The sequence below is a fragment of the Pantoea sp. Sc1 genome (assembly GCF_000255315.1).
GTDB lineage: Bacteria > Pseudomonadota > Gammaproteobacteria > Enterobacterales > Enterobacteriaceae > Pantoea > Pantoea anthophila.
Window position 1 is genome coordinate 1568951 of the sequence record NZ_AJFP01000001.1, and the last position, 17190, is coordinate 1586140.

At 52.2% G+C, this 17190-nt stretch carries 16 protein-coding genes, 1 pseudogene and 1 other annotated feature; of the genes and pseudogenes, 5 read left to right on the forward strand and 12 right to left on the reverse strand.

Annotation, left to right across the window (positions count from 1 at the left end):
* Nucleotides 1–13 precede the first annotated feature (13 nt).
* From S7A_RS07220 to gndA, 5 genes are all read left to right on the forward strand, one after another.
* Entirely contained in the window at nt 14–2161 is a 2148-nt protein-coding gene (locus S7A_RS07220; protein WP_141629804.1) for a glycoside hydrolase family 99-like domain-containing protein, read from the forward strand.
* Between the two features lie 193 nt (nt 2162–2354).
* On the forward strand, nt 2355–4139 hold the full coding sequence (locus tag S7A_RS07225; RefSeq protein ID WP_009089291.1) for a hypothetical protein: 1785 nt from the start codon (nt 2355–2357) through the stop codon (nt 4137–4139).
* A complete protein-coding gene (locus S7A_RS21795; protein ID WP_009089294.1) occupies nt 4136–4516 on the forward strand; it encodes a GtrA family protein in 381 nt (126 codons plus the stop codon). Before S7A_RS07225 ends, S7A_RS21795 begins: the two co-directional genes overlap by 4 nt.
* The gene (locus tag S7A_RS07235; protein ID WP_009089297.1) at nt 4513–5493 is read left to right on the forward strand and encodes a glycosyltransferase family 2 protein; all 981 of its coding nucleotides are present in this window, start codon (nt 4513–4515) and stop codon (nt 5491–5493) included. The genes S7A_RS21795 and S7A_RS07235 overlap by 4 nt, the downstream gene beginning before the upstream one ends.
* 152 nt (nt 5494–5645) lie before the next feature.
* The gene (gene gndA / locus S7A_RS07240; RefSeq protein ID WP_009089298.1) at nt 5646–7055 is read left to right on the forward strand and encodes an NADP-dependent phosphogluconate dehydrogenase; all 1410 of its coding nucleotides are present in this window, start codon (nt 5646–5648) and stop codon (nt 7053–7055) included.
* 35 nt (nt 7056–7090) lie between these two features.
* On the opposite strand, the gene S7A_RS07245 is transcribed toward gndA, so the two are convergent.
* From S7A_RS07245 to hisL, 12 genes and pseudogenes are all read right to left on the reverse strand, one after another.
* Entirely contained in the window at nt 7091–8389 is a 1299-nt protein-coding gene (locus S7A_RS07245) for a succinylglutamate desuccinylase/aspartoacylase family protein (RefSeq protein WP_009089300.1), read from the reverse strand.
* A gap of 105 nt (nt 8390–8494) precedes the next feature.
* On the reverse strand, nt 8495–9286 hold the full coding sequence (locus S7A_RS07250) for an ABC transporter substrate-binding protein (RefSeq protein ID WP_009089301.1): 792 nt from the start codon (nt 9284–9286) through the stop codon (nt 8495–8497).
* A gap of 66 nt (nt 9287–9352) precedes the next feature.
* On the reverse strand, nt 9353–9829 hold the full coding sequence (locus S7A_RS07255) for a YbaK/prolyl-tRNA synthetase associated domain-containing protein (RefSeq protein WP_009089303.1): 477 nt from the start codon (nt 9827–9829) through the stop codon (nt 9353–9355).
* A gap of 114 nt (nt 9830–9943) precedes the next feature.
* Complete coding sequence (hisIE, locus tag S7A_RS07260; RefSeq protein WP_009089305.1) at nt 9944–10555, reverse strand: bifunctional phosphoribosyl-AMP cyclohydrolase/phosphoribosyl-ATP diphosphatase HisIE; 612 nt, start codon at nt 10553–10555, stop codon at nt 9944–9946.
* Entirely contained in the window at nt 10549–11325 is a 777-nt protein-coding gene (gene hisF / locus S7A_RS07265; RefSeq protein WP_009089307.1) for an imidazole glycerol phosphate synthase subunit HisF, read from the reverse strand. Before hisF ends, hisIE begins: the two co-directional genes overlap by 7 nt.
* A complete protein-coding gene (gene hisA / locus S7A_RS07270) occupies nt 11307–12044 on the reverse strand; it encodes a 1-(5-phosphoribosyl)-5-[(5-phosphoribosylamino)methylideneamino]imidazole-4-carboxamide isomerase (protein ID WP_009089309.1) in 738 nt (245 codons plus the stop codon). Before hisA ends, hisF begins: the two co-directional genes overlap by 19 nt.
* Nucleotides 12044–12636, reverse strand: a pseudogene (hisH, locus tag S7A_RS07275) (imidazole glycerol phosphate synthase subunit HisH). Before hisH ends, hisA begins: the two are co-directional and overlap by 1 nt.
* Nucleotides 12636–13703, reverse strand: a complete 1068-nt coding sequence (gene hisB / locus S7A_RS07280) for a bifunctional histidinol-phosphatase/imidazoleglycerol-phosphate dehydratase HisB (protein ID WP_009089312.1) — start codon at nt 13701–13703, stop codon at nt 12636–12638. Before hisB ends, hisH begins: the two are co-directional and overlap by 1 nt.
* Nucleotides 13700–14776: a histidinol-phosphate transaminase gene (gene hisC, locus S7A_RS07285; protein ID WP_009089314.1), complete on the reverse strand. Its 1077-nt coding sequence runs from the start codon at nt 14774–14776 to the stop codon at nt 13700–13702. Before hisC ends, hisB begins: the two co-directional genes overlap by 4 nt.
* Nucleotides 14773–16077, reverse strand: a complete 1305-nt coding sequence (gene hisD / locus S7A_RS07290) for a histidinol dehydrogenase (protein ID WP_009089316.1) — start codon at nt 16075–16077, stop codon at nt 14773–14775. Before hisD ends, hisC begins: the two co-directional genes overlap by 4 nt.
* Nucleotides 16078–16080: 3 nt before the next feature.
* Nucleotides 16081–16980, reverse strand: a complete 900-nt coding sequence (gene hisG / locus S7A_RS07295; protein ID WP_009089318.1) for an ATP phosphoribosyltransferase — start codon at nt 16978–16980, stop codon at nt 16081–16083.
* A 48-nt stretch (nt 16981–17028) separates the two neighbouring features.
* Nucleotides 17029–17149: a sequence feature (His leader region), on the reverse strand.
* Nucleotides 17125–17172, reverse strand: a complete 48-nt coding sequence (gene hisL, locus S7A_RS21205; protein ID WP_100396937.1) for a his operon leader peptide — start codon at nt 17170–17172, stop codon at nt 17125–17127. Its footprint overlaps the feature before it by 25 nt.
* Nucleotides 17173–17190: the final 18 nt, after the last annotated feature.

Here is a 17190-nt window from a genome sequence, read left to right on the forward strand (position 1 = left end):
AAGGGTATTGACGTTGAAAATCTATCGTTTTGCAAAAAAGATGTTATCTTCCGGAGATCGCGATCTTTTAAAATATCGTATTAAACTGGTCTCCAGGCTTTATAAAGAAGAGGGAATTAAAGCTGTCTATAGCAGATTACATTCAGCCTATAAGAATAATAACCCTGGCAATTATGCTCATAATCCTGCTTCTACAGATACCTTTAATGAAACATCTATCAATGATAGGTCTTCGCTGATTGAGGCTTGGTTAAAAACTGACTTTAAAAAAGCCACATTAAAAGTTAATGAGCAAAGCCATTATGTTCCAAAGGCGCTGGATAGCCTTGAACATGTCGAGTTGCCTGTCAAAGTTATTGCTTATTATCTCCCGCAGTTCCATCCATTTAAAGAGAACAATGAGTGGTGGGGGGAAGGCTTCACTGAGTGGACGAACGTAACTAAAGCAAGACCGCAATATCTGGGACATCAGCAGCCTCGCTTACCGGGTGAACTGGGTTTTTATGACTTACGTTTACCACAGGTTATGCGTCAGCAAATAGATCTTGCTAAACAATATGGAGTTAACGGGTTTTGCTTCCACCATTATTGGTTTGGTGGCAAACGTCTGATGGAAACGCCTGTACAAAATTTCCTTAAGGATAAGACCCTCGATATTGATTTTTGTTTATGTTGGGCTAACGAGAACTGGACGCGTCGCTGGGACGGTCTGGAAAATGATGTTTTAATTTCTCAAAAGCACTCTCCTGAAGATGACATTGCTTTTCTGGATGACATTATGCCCGCTCTGAAAGATGAGCGTTACATCAGGGTAGATGGCAAGCCCCTGCTTATTCTTTATCGTGCAAGTTCACTTCCGGATGCTAAAGAGACGGGTAAACGCTGGCGTGAACATGCTGTCAAGAACGGATTGCCTGGTCTATATCTAGTAGTCGTCAATGCCTTTGACGTTTCAAGTCCAAAACCATTTGATTTTGATGCTATCGTTGAATTCCCACCGCATCAGGTTGGTGCTAAAGATATTACTGATAGCATCACGCCATTAAATAAAGGATTTACAGGCCGGGTATATGATTATGAAGAGTTAGCTTTAAGGGCAGGTAACATCGACAACGAGAATTTCACTTGTTTCAAAGCCGTCATGCCATCATGGGATAACGAAGCGCGAAAACCGACTCAGGGCTTCTCTTTCTATAATGCAAAACCCGAGCTTTATGCCAGGTGGCTCGATAGTGCGATCAAAACCACAATGAAGCGTAAACCTGAAGAGCGACTTGTCTTTATCAATGCCTGGAACGAGTGGGCTGAGGGCGCACACCTTGAGCCAGATCGCCACAACGGCTATGCTTATCTGCATGCTACAGCAAATATTCTCCGCAATTCACTGTCAAAATATGACTGCGACAATAAAGTCATATCTGAGGTTAATCAGGCGTTTTCACCCTGCCACAGTGCGGCAGTGATTCTGCATGCTTACTATGAAGATTTGGCTTGTGAGCTGGTTGAAAAATATATTAAGCAACATCAGGACAAGCTTGATTTAATTGTGACCATTCGTAGTGATGTCAAAATAGCTACACTGGAAAAAATCAAAAGCAACTTTTCGAATGTTTTCTTTATCCTCGTTGAAAACCGCGGACGTGATATAAGACCATTCATTCAGGCATTAAAAGTAGCCCAAGGCTTTGGTTATAAATTTATCTGTAAAGTTCATACGAAAAAATCGCCTCATCGTGTTGATGGCCAGCGTTGGAGAGAAAGTCTCTTTGATGATCTCTTATCTTCACAGCAAAAAGTATCAGCTATCCTGGCTAAATTCGAGTCAGATAAAGAACTGGGAATTATAGCACCAGCAAACTCTATTACTGATTTGTCTGTTCCTGAAATAAATTTAGGCAACAGATTCTGGCTGGATAAACTTTTTGCCCGACTTGGATCACCTGAATTATCCAATGGTTATAATACTCATTTCCCAGCAGGCTCTATGTTCTGGTTCAGATTGAGCGCGCTGGAGTCCCTTACTAATAAACTTATCGAAGAAGATGAATTCGAGCTTGAAGCTGGACAATTAGATGGCACACTTGCCCACGCAGTGGAAAGAATTGTCGGCTCCGTAATATTCAAAGAGGGATATACCCTGAAAGATGTTCAAAGCCTGTAATTGAAAAAAGCGGCATAATCAATTCAGACCTATAAAGCAGAATTTACTAAACCTCCGGTGTTGACATACATACAATGAAAAAATTGTTGTTGTGTCACCATCGGAGGTTTAAATATGCTGATTTATACTATTGTTCCTTAGGGATATTTTATATTGTGGCAAGCTCAATTTTGCTCATATTATAAGGTTGTGTATGTTTGCTAAATCTTCAGTTAAGGTGAATGCAGCTATATTTACTTTAATGATCTCTTGCGCCTTTGTTTATATTTTAAATGCATGGTCACCTTCGTCTTATAGTCTCGCACTAAACGCTATCGGCGTAGGTTCAACTCCTGATTTCGGTCACGCCCGGCAAATCCGAACCGATGAATATTGGGTTCAGACTCCTTTGACTCAGGCTTTGGTCAATAACCATTTTCAGCGAATCAATACCACGTCTTTATATCAGGAAGATCTGAGGATTAACTATGGTCTGCCAATATTTGACTGGGGTATGATCTTTAAACCAACGCAATGGGGCTACACTTTTCTATCTGCACCATATGCATTTTCACTTTATTATTTTTCTCTTTTTGCCCTTTTTGTTATAGGTTACCAACTATTTCTTGAGAAATTAGGCCTTGAGAGAAAATCTGCATTTATTTTCAGTATTGCGCTTTACTTTTCGGGTGCGATACAAGCCTGGTGGACAGTAAACGCCTCAACGTTTGCTTTTTTTCCATGGGTAATGTTATCACTTTTAGCGATCAGGAGTAGTTTGTTGTATGGCATTGCCTTATTTTACTCTCTTGTTGCCTGGCAGTTCGGGAATCTATATCCCCCGTTTTCCTATGCGTTGGGTTTAGCGGGGCTGGCATGGTTATGGAAAGTGGCCGAACGTAAGGATCTTCGCCTGAACGTGCTGGTTGTTGCAACGCTGGCGGGGATTTTAGCCATTTTGACTGTCTGGTTTTATTTTTCAGACTATATACATATGATGAAAGATACCGTCTATCCCGGTATGAGGAGTGTGGGAGGGGGGTCTGCGTTAAGTGTACCCATGCTTTTCTCACTCCTGGTGCCTTCTGCGTGGTACGATTCAAACTTTGAAGTTTTGATTACCAGCGGGTCACCTAATATATGTGTAATATCCACCTTTTCAACGCTATTGCCATCCTTCCTTCTTTTCTTTACATTTTCAACATGGCGTTTTGATCCATCTTTAATTGCTGCCTCACTCAAAAAAAACTGTGTTCCTTTAATTGTTTTTTTGATTATGCTGTCATGGATCGTTATGACCATACCCGCTGAGGCTGGAAAATATCTTTTCCTGAATAAAGTTGTTCCTAACAGGCTATTTCTTGGTTTCGGATTATTAATCTCCATTTTGTGTGTCTCAAAGCTTGTGAAAGTCTCTATTAATATTTCCGTGCGTAAAGTCATATTGTACTGGCTGATATATCTTCTAGTCTGCCTTATAATTAAGCAATCTTTAGCTGCGATGAAGATGGATATCATTGCGGCAGCCGTAACCGCAACAACAATGATATTATTGATGAAATCCCGTCAGTCATTTTCATTAATATTAATCGGCGGATGTTGTACTTTTAGCCTGTCTACCTTCGCATTATTTAACCCTTTACAGGATGCGCGCCCAATTTTCGAAAAGCACGATACAGAATTGACACGGCAGCTCACTGAAGAACAAAAGCAGCACGGTTTTGTCTTAGGCAGCAACCTGCCTGGAGCCATTGCAAATGGTATTGGATTCCGGTCAGTCGCGCATGTGAACACAACACCGCGCCTTGATTTCTGGAAGAAAAAATTCGCAGATCTACCCGCTCCACTCTTCAATGGTATATTCAACCGCTACGCTCATATTCAATTGCATGCTGAAAATTATATTTCTACACCTTCAATAGATGTCATCAGATTGCCAGAGCGCTGCTTTTTAAACGGACTTGATTCTAAATGCGTCAATGTGGACTTTAAACATTGAAAAAAATATTCATATTTTTTACAGTAGGCGTTACTCAACTTCTTGTTGACACTTTGTTGTTTAGCCTCATTGTTAAATTAGGTATCGATTATGTGATTGCCAATTTTACCTCCAGAGCCTTTGCCGCAATCACTGGTTTCATCCTGAATGGTAAATTTACCTTTAAGAAGTCGTTGTCAGCGGCGGTGTTTATTAAATTCTGGTTTTATTGGTTTTTAATGACTGCCTTGAGTTCATTACTTCTTCTTTTTATTCGAAGCTTCTTTGCTACAGTAATTCCTGAAAGTTATGTTGCTGTTTGCTCGAAGATTACTGTTGAGTTTATCTTGTTTTTTATAAGTTATATTCTCGCTAAAGTCTGGGTATACAGAAAATGAATACACTTGATAAAGAATTTAAGGTTGCAGTAGTCATTCCTTGCTACAAAGTCAAAGAACATATATTGAGCGTTATCGAGAGAATTGGGCCTGAAGTCGACGCCATCTATGCTGTTGATGATAAGTGTCCGCAAAACTCTGGCGACTACATTACTGAACATTGTCATGATCCCCGCGTTAAAGTCCTTTTCAATGCAGAAAATCAGGGGGTTGGCGGTGCAGTACTTCATGGTTACCGGATTGGTCTTGAGGATGGGATGGATATTTTCGTCAAGGTTGATGGCGATGGCCAAATGGATCCATGTTTAGTTAAATACTTTATTAATCCCATTTTAAATAAAGATGTGGATTATACTAAAGGCAACCGGTTCCATGATATAGATACTTTAAAGCCAATGCCGAAAATCAGGCTTTTCGGTAATGCCGTTCTTTCATTTATGACCAAGTTTTCATCAGGGTATTATAACCTTTTTGATCCAACTAATGGTTATACCGCAATATCAGCTGTCGTGCTAAAAAAAATACCCCTTGAAAAGATTAGCAAACGATACTTTTTCGAATCTGACATACTTTTCCGTCTTAACATTGCCGGTGCTAAGATCTGTGACATCCCTATGGACGCCGTCTATGGTGACGAAGAGTCAAATTTAAATATCAAGAAAATAATGTTGCCTTTCCTGAAGGGGAATGTAAAAAACCTTTTCAAACGTATTTTTTATAACTATTTCCTGCGTGGATTTTCCATTGCTTCCCTGGAGCTGATTCTGGGTACGTTGCTATCTCTCTTTGGTGTTATTTACGGTATTAGCAGCTGGAGCGAATCAATATCTACGGGCTATCCTGCAACCAGTGGAACAGTTATGCTATCTGCTCTTCCTATCATTCTGGGTGTTCAATTTTTGCTCTCATTTATTCAGGCTGATATTGAAAACCAGCCAGCAATATCGTTGACCCGATTGTTATCCAATCATCGTTGACCCGGTTGTTATCCAATCGTGCCAATCACAGCGATCACAAGTTCCGGATTAATGTCAGCTATCGTAATATGGGTAGTTGCGTTAAAATAAACGACGTATTTGTTCACTGTACAAATAATGTATTGTGGGTGACCTTCAGACAGGAGTATGTAATGTCCAAGCAACAGATCGGCGTTGTAGGTATGGCAGTGATGGGCCGCAACCTGGCTCTTAACATTGAGAGCCGCGGTTACACTGTTTCAATCTTCAACCGTTCACGCGAAAAGACTGATGAAGTCATCGCTGAGAACCCGGGCAAGAAACTTGCTCCTTTTTACACCGTTGAAGAGTTTGTCGAATCGCTGGAAAAACCTCGTCGTATCCTGCTGATGGTTCAGGCGGGTGAAGCGACCGATAAGACTATTGCCTCTTTGACTCCACACCTGGATAAAGGCGACATTCTGATTGATGGTGGTAACACCTTCTACAAAGATACTATCCGTCGTAACAAAGAGCTGTCTGACCAGGGCTTCAACTTCATCGGTACCGGTGTTTCTGGTGGGGAAGAGGGCGCACTGAAAGGCCCATCTATCATGCCTGGTGGCCAGAAAGAAGCCTATGAGCTGGTTGCGCCAATCCTGGATAAGATTGCAGCACGTGCCGAAGATGGCGAAGCCTGTGTGGCTTACATCGGTCCAAATGGCGCGGGTCACTATGTGAAGATGGTTCACAACGGCATCGAATATGGCGACATGCAGCTGATTGCTGAAGCTTACGCACTGCTGAAAGGTGCGCTGGGTCTTAGCAATGAAGAGCTGGCTGAAACCTTCACCGACTGGAACAACGGCGAGCTGAGCAGCTACCTGATCGACATCACCAAAGATATCTTCACCAAGAAAGATGAAGACGGTAAATATCTGGTTGATGTGATTCTGGATGAAGCCGCGAACAAAGGCACCGGTAAGTGGACCAGCCAGAGCTCGCTGGATCTCGGCGAACCTCTGTCCCTGATCACCGAGTCTGTCTTCGCGCGTTATCTTTCTTCGCTGAAAACCCAGCGTGTCGCGGCGTCTAAAGTCCTGAGCGGACCACAGGCGCAGGCCTTCACCGGCGACAAAGCTGAGTTTATCGAGAAAGTTCGTCGTGCTCTCTACCTGGGTAAAATCGTCTCTTATGCGCAGGGCTTCTCACAGCTGCGTGCGGCATCAGAAGAGAACAACTGGGATCTGCACTACGGCGAAATCGCGAAGATTTTCCGTGCTGGCTGCATCATCCGTGCCCAGTTCCTGCAGAAGATCACTGATGCTTATGAAGCAGACGCGGGTATTGCTAACCTGCTGCTGGCGCCTTACTTCAAAGATATCGCGGATCAGTATCAGCAGGCGCTGCGTGATGTCGTTTCTTACGCCATCCAGAATGGTATCCCGACGCCGACCTTTTCGGCAGCGATTGCTTACTACGACAGCTATCGTTCAGAAGTCCTGCCTGCTAACCTGATTCAGGCGCAGCGTGACTACTTCGGTGCCCATACTTACAAGCGCATTGATAAAGACGGTGTGTTCCACACCGAGTGGTTAGATTAATCACTAAAAAGGGCTTCCCTCGGGAAGCCCTTTTTTTATCCCACCAGCAAATCCCCACTCCGAATCTCTTTCTCTCCCGCCAGCCTCACCACCAGCATACCTGCCGTGGCAAACCTCACCCAGTGCCGTGCATAGAGAATACCGCCATGCTCCGCCACCAGCGGGGTGATGTGGTCCGTCAGTGGATCGACAATCTCAGCCACTACCTCTCCCGGACGAATCTCTGCGCCCAGCGGTTTACGATGGAGGATCAATCCTGACACCGGCGAGTGAATATATTCACAGCCAGCCAGAGGTGTCGGTGGGTTTTTCAGGGCAGGGGAGGAGGCCGCAGAACCCTCACTATGGCGTTCTTTGATCACGCCAGTCTCTCCCGGCGCTTCAGCCGCATCGGGTACGGTTAAACCGATGGGGCCGTCATTGATGGCCACCACATCATCCCCGCCTGCGCTCGCCGGGACCAGCTCATCACCGCCAATAACGGGCGCGGCCACTTCCACAGAAATCGAAGGTTCGCTGTAGCCGATATACCCCCCCTCCTGCAACGCTGAAATAATGGCATCCGCATCCTTTTCCGCCTGCTCTGGCGAGACATCACGCACGCCTCTCAACTCCAGTGTCACCGGCAGCAGCCCGCGTGGCATCGGATACGCTTTGCCAAACCGCTCCGCCAGCGTCAGCCAGGGTTCGCAGCAGGCTTCATCAAAGGGTTCGCCGCCGGAGATTTGCGCCAGCAACTGCACTTCACTGCCCAGCCAGCGTGCCAGCGGCTCAATATCCGGCCACGCATGCGGGGTGGTGTAGAGATGCGGTACGGCTTCCCAGTCGCAGTGCAGGTCAATCATCAGATCGGCCTGGCTGGCCATTCGCATCAGCGTGTAGCGCTGTGCATCCAGTTCGGTCTTAGGGACGGTATCGCGGTAATGGCGATCGATCGCCTCGCGGATCAGGCTTCTGTTCTGCGATTCACTCTGGGTCAGGCTCTCAGCCAGCCCGGCCGCCAGGGTGGTGCCCAGTGAGGGGAAACGGCGATTAAAATCCTGACCGGAGAGGGTATGAAAACGTCCGAGGTGAGTACCGTGCCAGTGCTGGCCCAGTGCCAGAGGATTGGCAACCGGCACCAGCGTAAAGGCGGCTTTGAGTTGCCCGGCGGATTCCAGCGCCTGCAGCCGCTGCTTCAGGAACCACGCTACCGCCATCCCCGGCAGTTCATCGCCGTGTAATGCCGCCTGGATATAGACCTGACGCTCATGCTCCTGAGCAAAGTGAAAGCTGATGATTTCACGCTGGGTGCCTAAAGAGGCGCTTAACAGTGGATGATGTTGTTGATGCATACCGTGTTAATGTCCTTTAATCGGCAAAGGACGACAGCGCGCCGTCCCGAAAAGGTTAGAGTATAGTGCCGGATCGCGGTGAGGACGAAAATGGGGCCCGCGACACTACTGCTGAATAGAGATATCCGTGGCGAAGTAGCGCTTCTGAATCTCATCAAAGGTGCCGTTCTTTTTGATGTCGGCAAAGGCGTTATCCAGCGCGGTTTTCAGCTCACTGTCGCCTTTACGCAGGCCAATCGCCGTGCCGGGGCCGATGATCGGATCCTGAATAATCGGACCGGCCAGCTCAAACGCTTTGCCCTGTGGCTGTTTGAGGAACCCGATAGCCGCCTGTGCCGCATCGGTAAAGACCGCGTCCAGCCTGCCTGAAACCAGATCGCTTTCTACCTGTGCCTGATCGCCATAAGGCACCACGGTCACACCATGAGGCTGCCATTTCGCCAGGGCATAGCGCTCCTGAACCGTTCCCTGTTGCACGCCAACCGTTTTTCCTTTCAGAGACTCGACGGTGGGCAGGATGCCTGCGCCTTTACGGGCAATCAGTTGCGTATGGGTGTCGTAGAGCGGGACGGTGAAGTCAATCTGCTTCAGGCGCTCTTCCGTGATGCCCATATCTGACAGGATGGCATCAAACTTACGTGCTTTCAGCGCGGGGATCATGCCGTCAAACTGGCTTTCGACCCAGACGCATTTCGCCTGCATCTGTTTACAGAGTGCGTTGCCCAGATCAATGTCAAAGCCGACCAGCTTGCCCTGGGGTGTTTTAGATTCAAACGGCGGATAGGTCGGGTCAACCGCGAAACGCACCTGTTCAATTTTTGCCTGCGCGCCAAATGCACAGCCTGCCAGAAGGGTGAGAGCCAGCGTCTGACGCAGGCGTTGCGTGAAAATGTTCATGATTTTTCTCTTATTTTGTCGTGATGAAGGTTCATGAAGAGTAACGCCGGGCAGACGGGATAGCAATTAGCGGATAATGTTCACCACGCGAGCGCCGCTCAGCGCCCGGTAATCGTCGGTATTGAGGATCACCGATCGCGCCAGCAGGCCGGCGTTGAAGGCGATCTCCGGGTAACGTTCAAACAGGCTGGGATCCGCAATCAGCAGCAGGTCGGGATGAAAGCTGAATGGCGGGATAGCACCAAACACACAGCCGGTCAGTTGGTCGGTTTCTGCCGGACTGGCCAGTGACGCGCGTCGTCCGCCCACCGCGTCGGCAACCTTATTCAGATCGGCCTGCCGATCGGCCGGTAACACCGCCAGCACATGCTGTCTAACGCCGTTGCCTTTGACATGACAGACCAGCGCCTTCGCGCCCTGACCGATCTCGGTACCACGTATTGCTGCGACGGCCTCGCACTTACCGGTCGGCTCATGCTCCATCAGGCGGTAGCGTGCCTGATGCTGGTCGAGAAGGGCGATTAACTTTTCATGGGTGGTCATGGTCTTCTCCCGGGAAGATGGGCGGTGTTCACGAAGGGGGAGCGGTGCAGGATGTGAGAAGAATCCTGCTCAGAATCCGCATAAAAACGGTATTCTGAGCAGTATGTTGCACATTTACTGATGGCGGTCGCGCAGGTTATTGATCACCGTGCTGAAGTCGAGATCCTGATCCTGCAACAGCACCATCAGATGATAGACCAGGTCTGAGGCTTCATTGGTGAGCTCATGCCGGTCGTTGACGGTTGCCGCCAGCGCGGTTTCCACCCCTTCTTCACCCACTTTCTGCGCGATACGCTTGGTGCCGCTGGCGTAGAGGCGGGCGGTGTAAGAGCTCTCCGGATCGGCTGTTTTGCGCGAAGCGAGCAGCTGCTCCAGCTGGTAAAGGAAGGTCCACTCCGGTGCCGCGGGGGAGAAGCAGCTGCTGGTGCCCAGATGGCAGGTCGGGCCAATCGGATTGGCCAGGATCAGCAGCGTGTCGTTGTCGCAGTCTGGCGTAATGCTCACTACCTGCAGAAAGTTGCCGGAGGTTTCACCTTTGGTCCATAAACGGTTTTTGGTACGGGAGAAAAAGGTGACGTTGCCTTCAGCCAGCGTTTTTTCCAGTGCCGCCGGATTCATGTAGCCATGCATCAGGACTTCGCCTGAGACATTGTGCTGCACGATGACCGGCATCATGCCCTCTGTTTTGTCCCAGTCGAGCTGAGCCTGTTGTTGTTCGGTTAGCACGCGCGAATCTCCACTCCGTTGTCGATCAGGAAGCTCTTCAGCTCACCGATATTAATAATCTGCTTATGGAATACCGAGGCGGCCAGCGCCCCATCAACATTGGCTTCGGTAAAGGCTTCCAGGAAGTGCTGCATCGTACCTGCGCCGCCAGAGGCGATTAGCGGCACCTTGCAGACATCCCGCATTTTCTTCAGCTGCACCAGGTCATAGCCATTACGCACGCCATCCTGATTCATCATGTTCAGCACGATTTCACCCGCGCCCAGCTTCTGCACTTCCTGCACCCACTCCAGCGTTTCCCACTGGGTCACGCGGGTGCGCGCTTCGTCACCGGTGTACTGATTAACCTGATATTTGCCGCTGCTCTCATCGAACCAGGTGTCGATCCCGACCACAATACACTGCACGCCGAAACGATCCGCGAGGCGGGTGATCAGCGTCGGGTCAGCCAGCGCCGGTGAGTTGATCGAAATCTTATCCGCACCAAATTCCAGGATACGCGCCGCGTCTTCGGGTGTTTTGATACCGCCCGCCACGCAGAACGGAATATCGATGACTTCCGCTACCCGCGACACCCAGCTCTTGTCTACGACCCGGCCATCGGAGGAGGCGGTGATGTCGTAGAACACCAGTTCGTCGGCCCCTTCGGCGGCGTAGCGCTGGGCCAGCGGCACGATGTCACCGATGATCTCGTGATTACGAAACTGTACGCCTTTGACCACCTGGCCGTCACGCACATCAAGGCAGGGAATTATCCGTTTTGCCAGCATGAGATCGCCTCCGAAACAGTGAATTTATCTTCCAGCAGCGCACGACCGACAATGACGCCCTGAACACCGCTGCCGCGCAGGGCGGCGATATCATTAAGTTCGCCAATGCCGCCAGAGGACTGGAAGGCGACGGACGGGAAGCGTGCGGTCACTTCCTGATAGAGGGCGACGTTGGAGCCACTGAGGGTGCCGTCACGGGAGATATCCGTGCAGAGCACGTGCTTCAGGCCCACCTGCTGGAAATCGGTAATCACCTCTTCCAGCGTCACGCCTGCCGCTTCCTGCCAGCCGCTGATGGCCACTTCTTTACGGTTACTGGCGTCGATACGCACATCCAGCGCCAGCACGATCGCCTCAGCGCCAAACTCGGCAAACCACCGTTTGACCTCTTCCGGCTGTTTGATGGCGGTGGAACCCACCACCACACGACTGGCACCGGCTTCCAGCAGGGCGTGCACATCGTCACGGCTGCGGATGCCTCCACCGACCTGCACCGTCACATCCACCCCTTCCAGCAGGGTTTTCAGCAGGGGGATCTGACGCTTCGCCGGATCTTTCGCGCCGGTCAAATCCACCAGATGCAGAACGGTTGCGCCCTGACGAACGTAATCCTGCAGACGTGGCAGCGGGTCACTGCCGTAATCGCGCTGCTGCCCATAATCGCCCTGATGCAGACGAACGACTTTACCGTCGATTAAATCTAACGCGGGGATAATCATTACATCTCCAGGAAATTTTTCAGCAACTGTGCGCCCGCTTTGCCCGAACGCTCCGGGTGGAACTGGACGCCGAAGAAGTTATCCTTCTGCACCGCTGCGGTGAAGGGCTTCGCCGTAGTGACACTGTGCGATGGTGCTGGCGTTGGACCGGCATGGCGTAGCTGTGAACAAAGTAGAAATAGCTGCCATCGTCGATGCCGCGGAACAGGTGATTGCCCGCCTGCGCGGTAATCTGGTTCCAGCCCATGTGCGGCAGCGGCAGACCCTGCGTGTCCATCAACGAAACCGGTTCATCGATAATGCCCAGCGTCGGCACGCCGCCGTTTTCATCGCTGCCGCGTCCCAGCAGCTGCATTCCCAGACAGATCCCCAGCACCGGCTGGGTACAGGCTTTCACCAGATCGATCAGGTCACGCTCTTCCAGCTGCGTCATCGCCGCCTTCGCGGTGCCAACGCCCGGCAGAAACAGTTTGTCAGCGCGCAGGACCACATCAGGATCGCGGCTGACTTCCGGGCGGTAGCCCAGACGTTCAATCGCCCATTTCACTGATGAGAGGTTGGCGCACCCGGTATCCATGATCACCACGTTCATCACAGCACTCCTTTCGAGCTCGGCAGGGTATTACCCTCTACGCGAATCGCCTGGCGCAGCGTACGACCAAAGGCTTTGAAAAGGCTCTCGACACGGTGATGGTCGTTCTTGCCTTTGGTTTTGAGATGCAGGGTGCTCATCATGGCGTAAGAGAGCGAGCTGAAGAAGTGCTCGACCATCTCGGTGCTGAGGTCACCCACACGCTGGTAGTTGAACTCGGCTTTGAACTCGATGTGCGGACGGCCGGAGATATCGAGCGCACAGCGCGCCAGGCATTCGTCCATCGGCAACACGAAGCCAAAACGGCCAATACCGCGTTTGTCGCCCAGTGCTTTCAGCAGCGCTTCCCCCAGGGCCAGACCGGTATCTTCCACCGTGTGGTGATCGTCAATGTAGAGATCGCCTTTCACTTCAATGTGCATGCGGAAACCGCCGTGCACCGCAATCTGGTCCAGCATGTGGTCGAAGAAGCCCACGCCGGTATTGATTTTACTGCCGCCTTCGCGGTCCAGCCACAGTTCAACCCGAACCTGCGTCTCTTTGGTGTTGCGCTGCACCAGCGCATGACGATCGCGCTGGGTCAGACGCTGCTGGATGGTCTGCCAGCTCTGGCCATCTGCGCCGTAGCGGATAGCCTGAATGCCCATGTTCTCCGCCAGCTGAACGTCGGTCAGGCGATCGCCGATGACGTAGCTGTTGGCGGTATCGAGCGCGCCTTCCGCCAGCCACGCTTCCACCATTCTGGTTTTCGGCTTGCGGCAGTCGCAGTGATCGTCCGGCATATGCGGGCAGATCAGCACATCATCAAACGCGATACCCTGTGAGGTCAGCACCTGCATCATCAGATTGTGCGGACCATCGAAGTCCGCCTGCGGGAAACTGGCGGTGCCCAGACCATCCTGATTGGTGATCATCACCAGCCGATAACCGGCGGCCTGCAGCGCCAGCAGCGCCGGAATAACGTCTGGCTCGAACGCCAGCTTATCCAGTCGGTCAACCTGATAATCTTCAGGCGGCTCAGAGATGAGGGTGCCATCGCGGTCAATAAAAAGGGTCTTCTGGCTCATGCTTGCTCCACAGAAAAGGCTTGCAGCGCGGCGATCACTCGTTCGCACTCTTCACGCGTGCCGATGGAGATGCGCAGGCATCCCGACAGGCCTGGATTTTTGTTTTGATCACGCAGGATAATGCCCTGATCCCACAAGGTTTTGAAGACCCTGGGCGAATCGGTAAAGCGCGCCAGCACATAGTTGGTTTCACTGGGGAAAACCTGCTCCACGCAGCTGAGCTGAGCCAGTGCATCCAGCAGCCAGCCGCGACTGGCATTCAGCTGCGCCACATGCTCACGCATCAGGGCGATACCCTGCTCGCTGAGTGCCTGACCCGCAACGTCGGCCACGGGGGTCGCCAGCGGGTAGGGGGCAATGACCTTCATCAGCAGGTCGATCACCGGCTTATTCGCCAGCGCAAAGCCACAACGCAGGCCTGCCAGCGCAAAGGCTTTCGAGAGCGTACGCAGGATCACCAGATGCGGATAATCCTTAAGCCATCCGGTCAGGGTCGCCTGCGGGCAGAACTCAATATAGGCCTCATCGGCCACGACCAGCGCTTTTCCGGCGGTCATTGCCAGCAACTGACGGATATCTTCCTGATTGATCAGGTTACCGGTCGGGTTGTTGGGGCTGCAGAGATAAACGACTTTAACGCCTTCCAGCTGCTCTGCAATCGCGGGCAGGTTCAGCTGCCAGCCGTCCAGCGCGGGAGCGGTGCGGTATTCGATGCCGATGGTTTCGGCGCTGACGCTGTACATGCCATAGGTCGGTGGACAGAACAGAATCGCATCCTGACCCGGCTCACAGAAGGCGCGCATGATCAGTTCAATGGCTTCATCCGCGCCGCGGCTCACCAGCACCTGCTCGGGGGTTAAGCCTGCGTAGGCGGCGTAGCGCTCAATCACGATTTTCGGCTGACACTCGGGATAGCGGTTCAGCGTCTGCTGCGACAACTCAAACGGCACCGGCAGCGGAAACTCGTTGGCGTTAAGCCAGACATCGCCGTTACCACCCAGACGACGCGCCGACATATAGGGGGTCAGCGCGCGCACATTGGCGCGCGCCAGCTGCTCAATATCCTGACTCATGCTTGCTCCTTCAGTGCGGCAACGCGCAGGGTGACGGCATTCCTGTGGGCATCCAGCTGCTCAGCGGCGGCCAGGGTTTCAATCGTCGCGGCCAGGTTCAGGAAACCTTGCGGCGTCAGCTCCTGCACCGTCATGCGTTTCTGAAAATCGGCCAGTCCCAGGCTGGAACAGGTCGCGGTGTAACCGTAAGTTGGCAGTACGTGGTTAGTGCCTGACGCGTAATCCCCCGCAGACTCCGGTGACCAGTCGCCCAGGAAGACGGAACCGGCGCTGGTGATGGTGTCCACCAGATCGCGCGGCTGACGGGTCTGCAGAATCAGGTGCTCCGGGCCGTAGAGGTTAGAAATCGCCACGCACTCTTCAAGGTCACGCGCCACGATCAGGCGACTGCTCTCCAGCGCCTGACGGGCGGTGGCCGCACGCGGAAGCTGTGCCAGCTGCTGTTCAACCGCGTCCGCAACTGCCTCAGCCAGCTTCAGGGAAGGCGTCAGCAGAATCACCTGTGAGTCGGGGCCGTGCTCCGCCTGTGAAAGCAGATCAGAGGCGACAAACGCGGGCGTCGCCCCCTCATCGGCGATCACCAGCACTTCAGAGGGGCCTGCCGGCATATCGATTGCCGCGCCATCCAGGCGCTGACTCACCTGACGTTTTGCCTCGGTGACCCACGCGTTGCCCGGACCAAAAATTTTGTCCACGCGCGGCACCGTTTCCGTGCCGAAAGCCATGGCGGCAATAGCCTGCGCGCCGCCCACCTGAAAGACCTCTTCAACACCACACAGCTGCGCGGCATAAAGGATCTCATCGGCAATTGGCGGAGGTGAACAGAGCACCACGCGCCCGCATCCGGCGATGCGTGCTGGAGTTGCCAGCATCAGCACGGTTGAGAAGAGCGGAGCGGAACCGCCGGGGATATAGAGCCCGACCGATTTCACCGGACGGGTAATCTGCTGGCAGCGCACGCCAGGCTGTGTTTCCACATCCACGGGCGGCAGGATCTGGGCATTGTGGAAGGTTTCGATATTCTTCACCGCCACAGCCATCGCCTGCTTCAGCGCGTCACTCAGACGGGCGCTGGCTTCTGCGATTTGCTGCGGGGTCACGCGCAGATGGTCAACCTGCGCCTTGTCGAACCGGGCGCTGAACTGGCGCAGCGCCTCATCACCACCGGACTTTACCTGCTCCAGGACGTCGCGCACCGTCTGTGTGACGTTGTCAGAGGCGGCAATCGCAGGACGTAACAGCAGCGCCTGCTGCTGTTCCGGGGTGCACTGCTGCCATTCAATCGGGGTAGAAAAGGCCATGGCTTACTCCATCATCTTCTCAATTGGCAGCACCAGAATTGAACTGGCACCCAGTGACTTCAGTTTTTCCATCGTTTCCCAGAACAGGGTTTCGCTGCTGACCATGTGCATCGCCACGCGGCTGACATCACCCGCCAGTGGCAGCACGGTCGGGCGCTCTGCGCCAGGCAGCAGGCTGATCACCTCTTCCAGGCGCTCACTCGGCGCGTGCAGCATGATGTACTTCGATTCGCGCGCTTTGATCACGCCCTGAATACGGGTCATCATCTTGTCAATCAGCTCCTGCTTGGCGGCAGGCATCTCGCCGTCGCGCTGAATCAGGACGGCTTTTGAACGATAGATCACTTCCACCTCACGCAGGCCATTGGCCTCCAGCGTGGCCCCGGTGGAGACCAGGTCGCAGATGGCGTCAGCCAGACCGGCGCGGGTCGCAACTTCAACGGAACCGTTCAGCATACAGGTTTTGAAGCTGACGCCTTTTTTGTCGAGGTACTGCTTTAACAGGTGCGGATAGGAGGTGGCGATACGGGCGTTGTCGAGGCACTGCGGGCCGGTGTACTCGTCATCGGTTCCCATCGCCAGCGACAGGCGGCAGCCGCCAAAGTCGAGGCGGCGCAGGGTGAAATAACGCGGGTCTTCACCCTGCGCCCGGCGTGAGAGTAACTCCTCTTCCAGCACGTTCTCACCGATGATGCCTAAATCGACCACGCCATCCATGACCAGGCCAGGAATATCGTCATCGCGCACGCGCAGGATGTCGATGGGCATGTTCTCCGCAAACGCAATCAGGCGCTGTTGCTGAAGGTTGATTTTAACGCCGCAGCGCGCCAGCAGTTCGCGTGAATCATCACTTAAACGGCCAGATTTCTGCATAGCTATGCGTAAACGGGTGTTATCTAACATGGTTCCTGTCCTCTTAATCCTGTCCTGAATGTGTGGTTACGTCAGCCCATAAAAAAACCCCCGGAAGACGATCTTCCGGGGGTTCTCTTGCGTTCGCACCACTGGAAGATCTTGAAAGTCTTCCAGCACCAATCGCCTGAAAGACTAGTCAGGATGATGGTGGTGGTGATGGTTAAACTGAACGCGTGTCATAATAATCTCGTCGATGAA

Excerpts from the sequence above, each read along its gene's own strand:
- S7A_RS07225 (WP_009089291.1), top strand. The coding sequence starts at position 2,355 with ATGTTTGCTAAATCTTCAGTTAAGGTGAATGCAGCTATATTTACTTTA.
- S7A_RS07235 (WP_009089297.1), top strand. The coding sequence starts at position 4,513 with ATGAATACACTTGATAAAGAATTTAAGGTTGCAGTAGTCATTCCTTGC.
- gndA (WP_009089298.1), top strand. The coding sequence starts at position 5,646 with ATGTCCAAGCAACAGATCGGCGTTGTAGGTATGGCAGTGATGGGCCGC.
- S7A_RS07245 (WP_009089300.1), bottom strand. The coding sequence starts at position 8,389 with ATGCATCAACAACATCATCCACTGTTAAGCGCCTCTTTAGGCACCCAG.
- S7A_RS07250 (WP_009089301.1), bottom strand. The coding sequence starts at position 9,286 with ATGAACATTTTCACGCAACGCCTGCGTCAGACGCTGGCTCTCACCCTT.
- S7A_RS07255 (WP_009089303.1), bottom strand. The coding sequence starts at position 9,829 with ATGACCACCCATGAAAAGTTAATCGCCCTTCTCGACCAGCATCAGGCA.
- hisF (WP_009089307.1), bottom strand. The coding sequence starts at position 11,325 with ATGCTGGCAAAACGGATAATTCCCTGCCTTGATGTGCGTGACGGCCAG.
- hisA (WP_009089309.1), bottom strand. The coding sequence starts at position 12,044 with ATGATTATCCCCGCGTTAGATTTAATCGACGGTAAAGTCGTTCGTCTG.
- hisB (WP_009089312.1), bottom strand. The coding sequence starts at position 13,703 with ATGAGCCAGAAGACCCTTTTTATTGACCGCGATGGCACCCTCATCTCT.
- hisC (WP_009089314.1), bottom strand. The coding sequence starts at position 14,776 with ATGAGTCAGGATATTGAGCAGCTGGCGCGCGCCAATGTGCGCGCGCTG.
- hisD (WP_009089316.1), bottom strand. The coding sequence starts at position 16,077 with ATGGCCTTTTCTACCCCGATTGAATGGCAGCAGTGCACCCCGGAACAG.
- hisG (WP_009089318.1), bottom strand. The coding sequence starts at position 16,980 with ATGTTAGATAACACCCGTTTACGCATAGCTATGCAGAAATCTGGCCGT.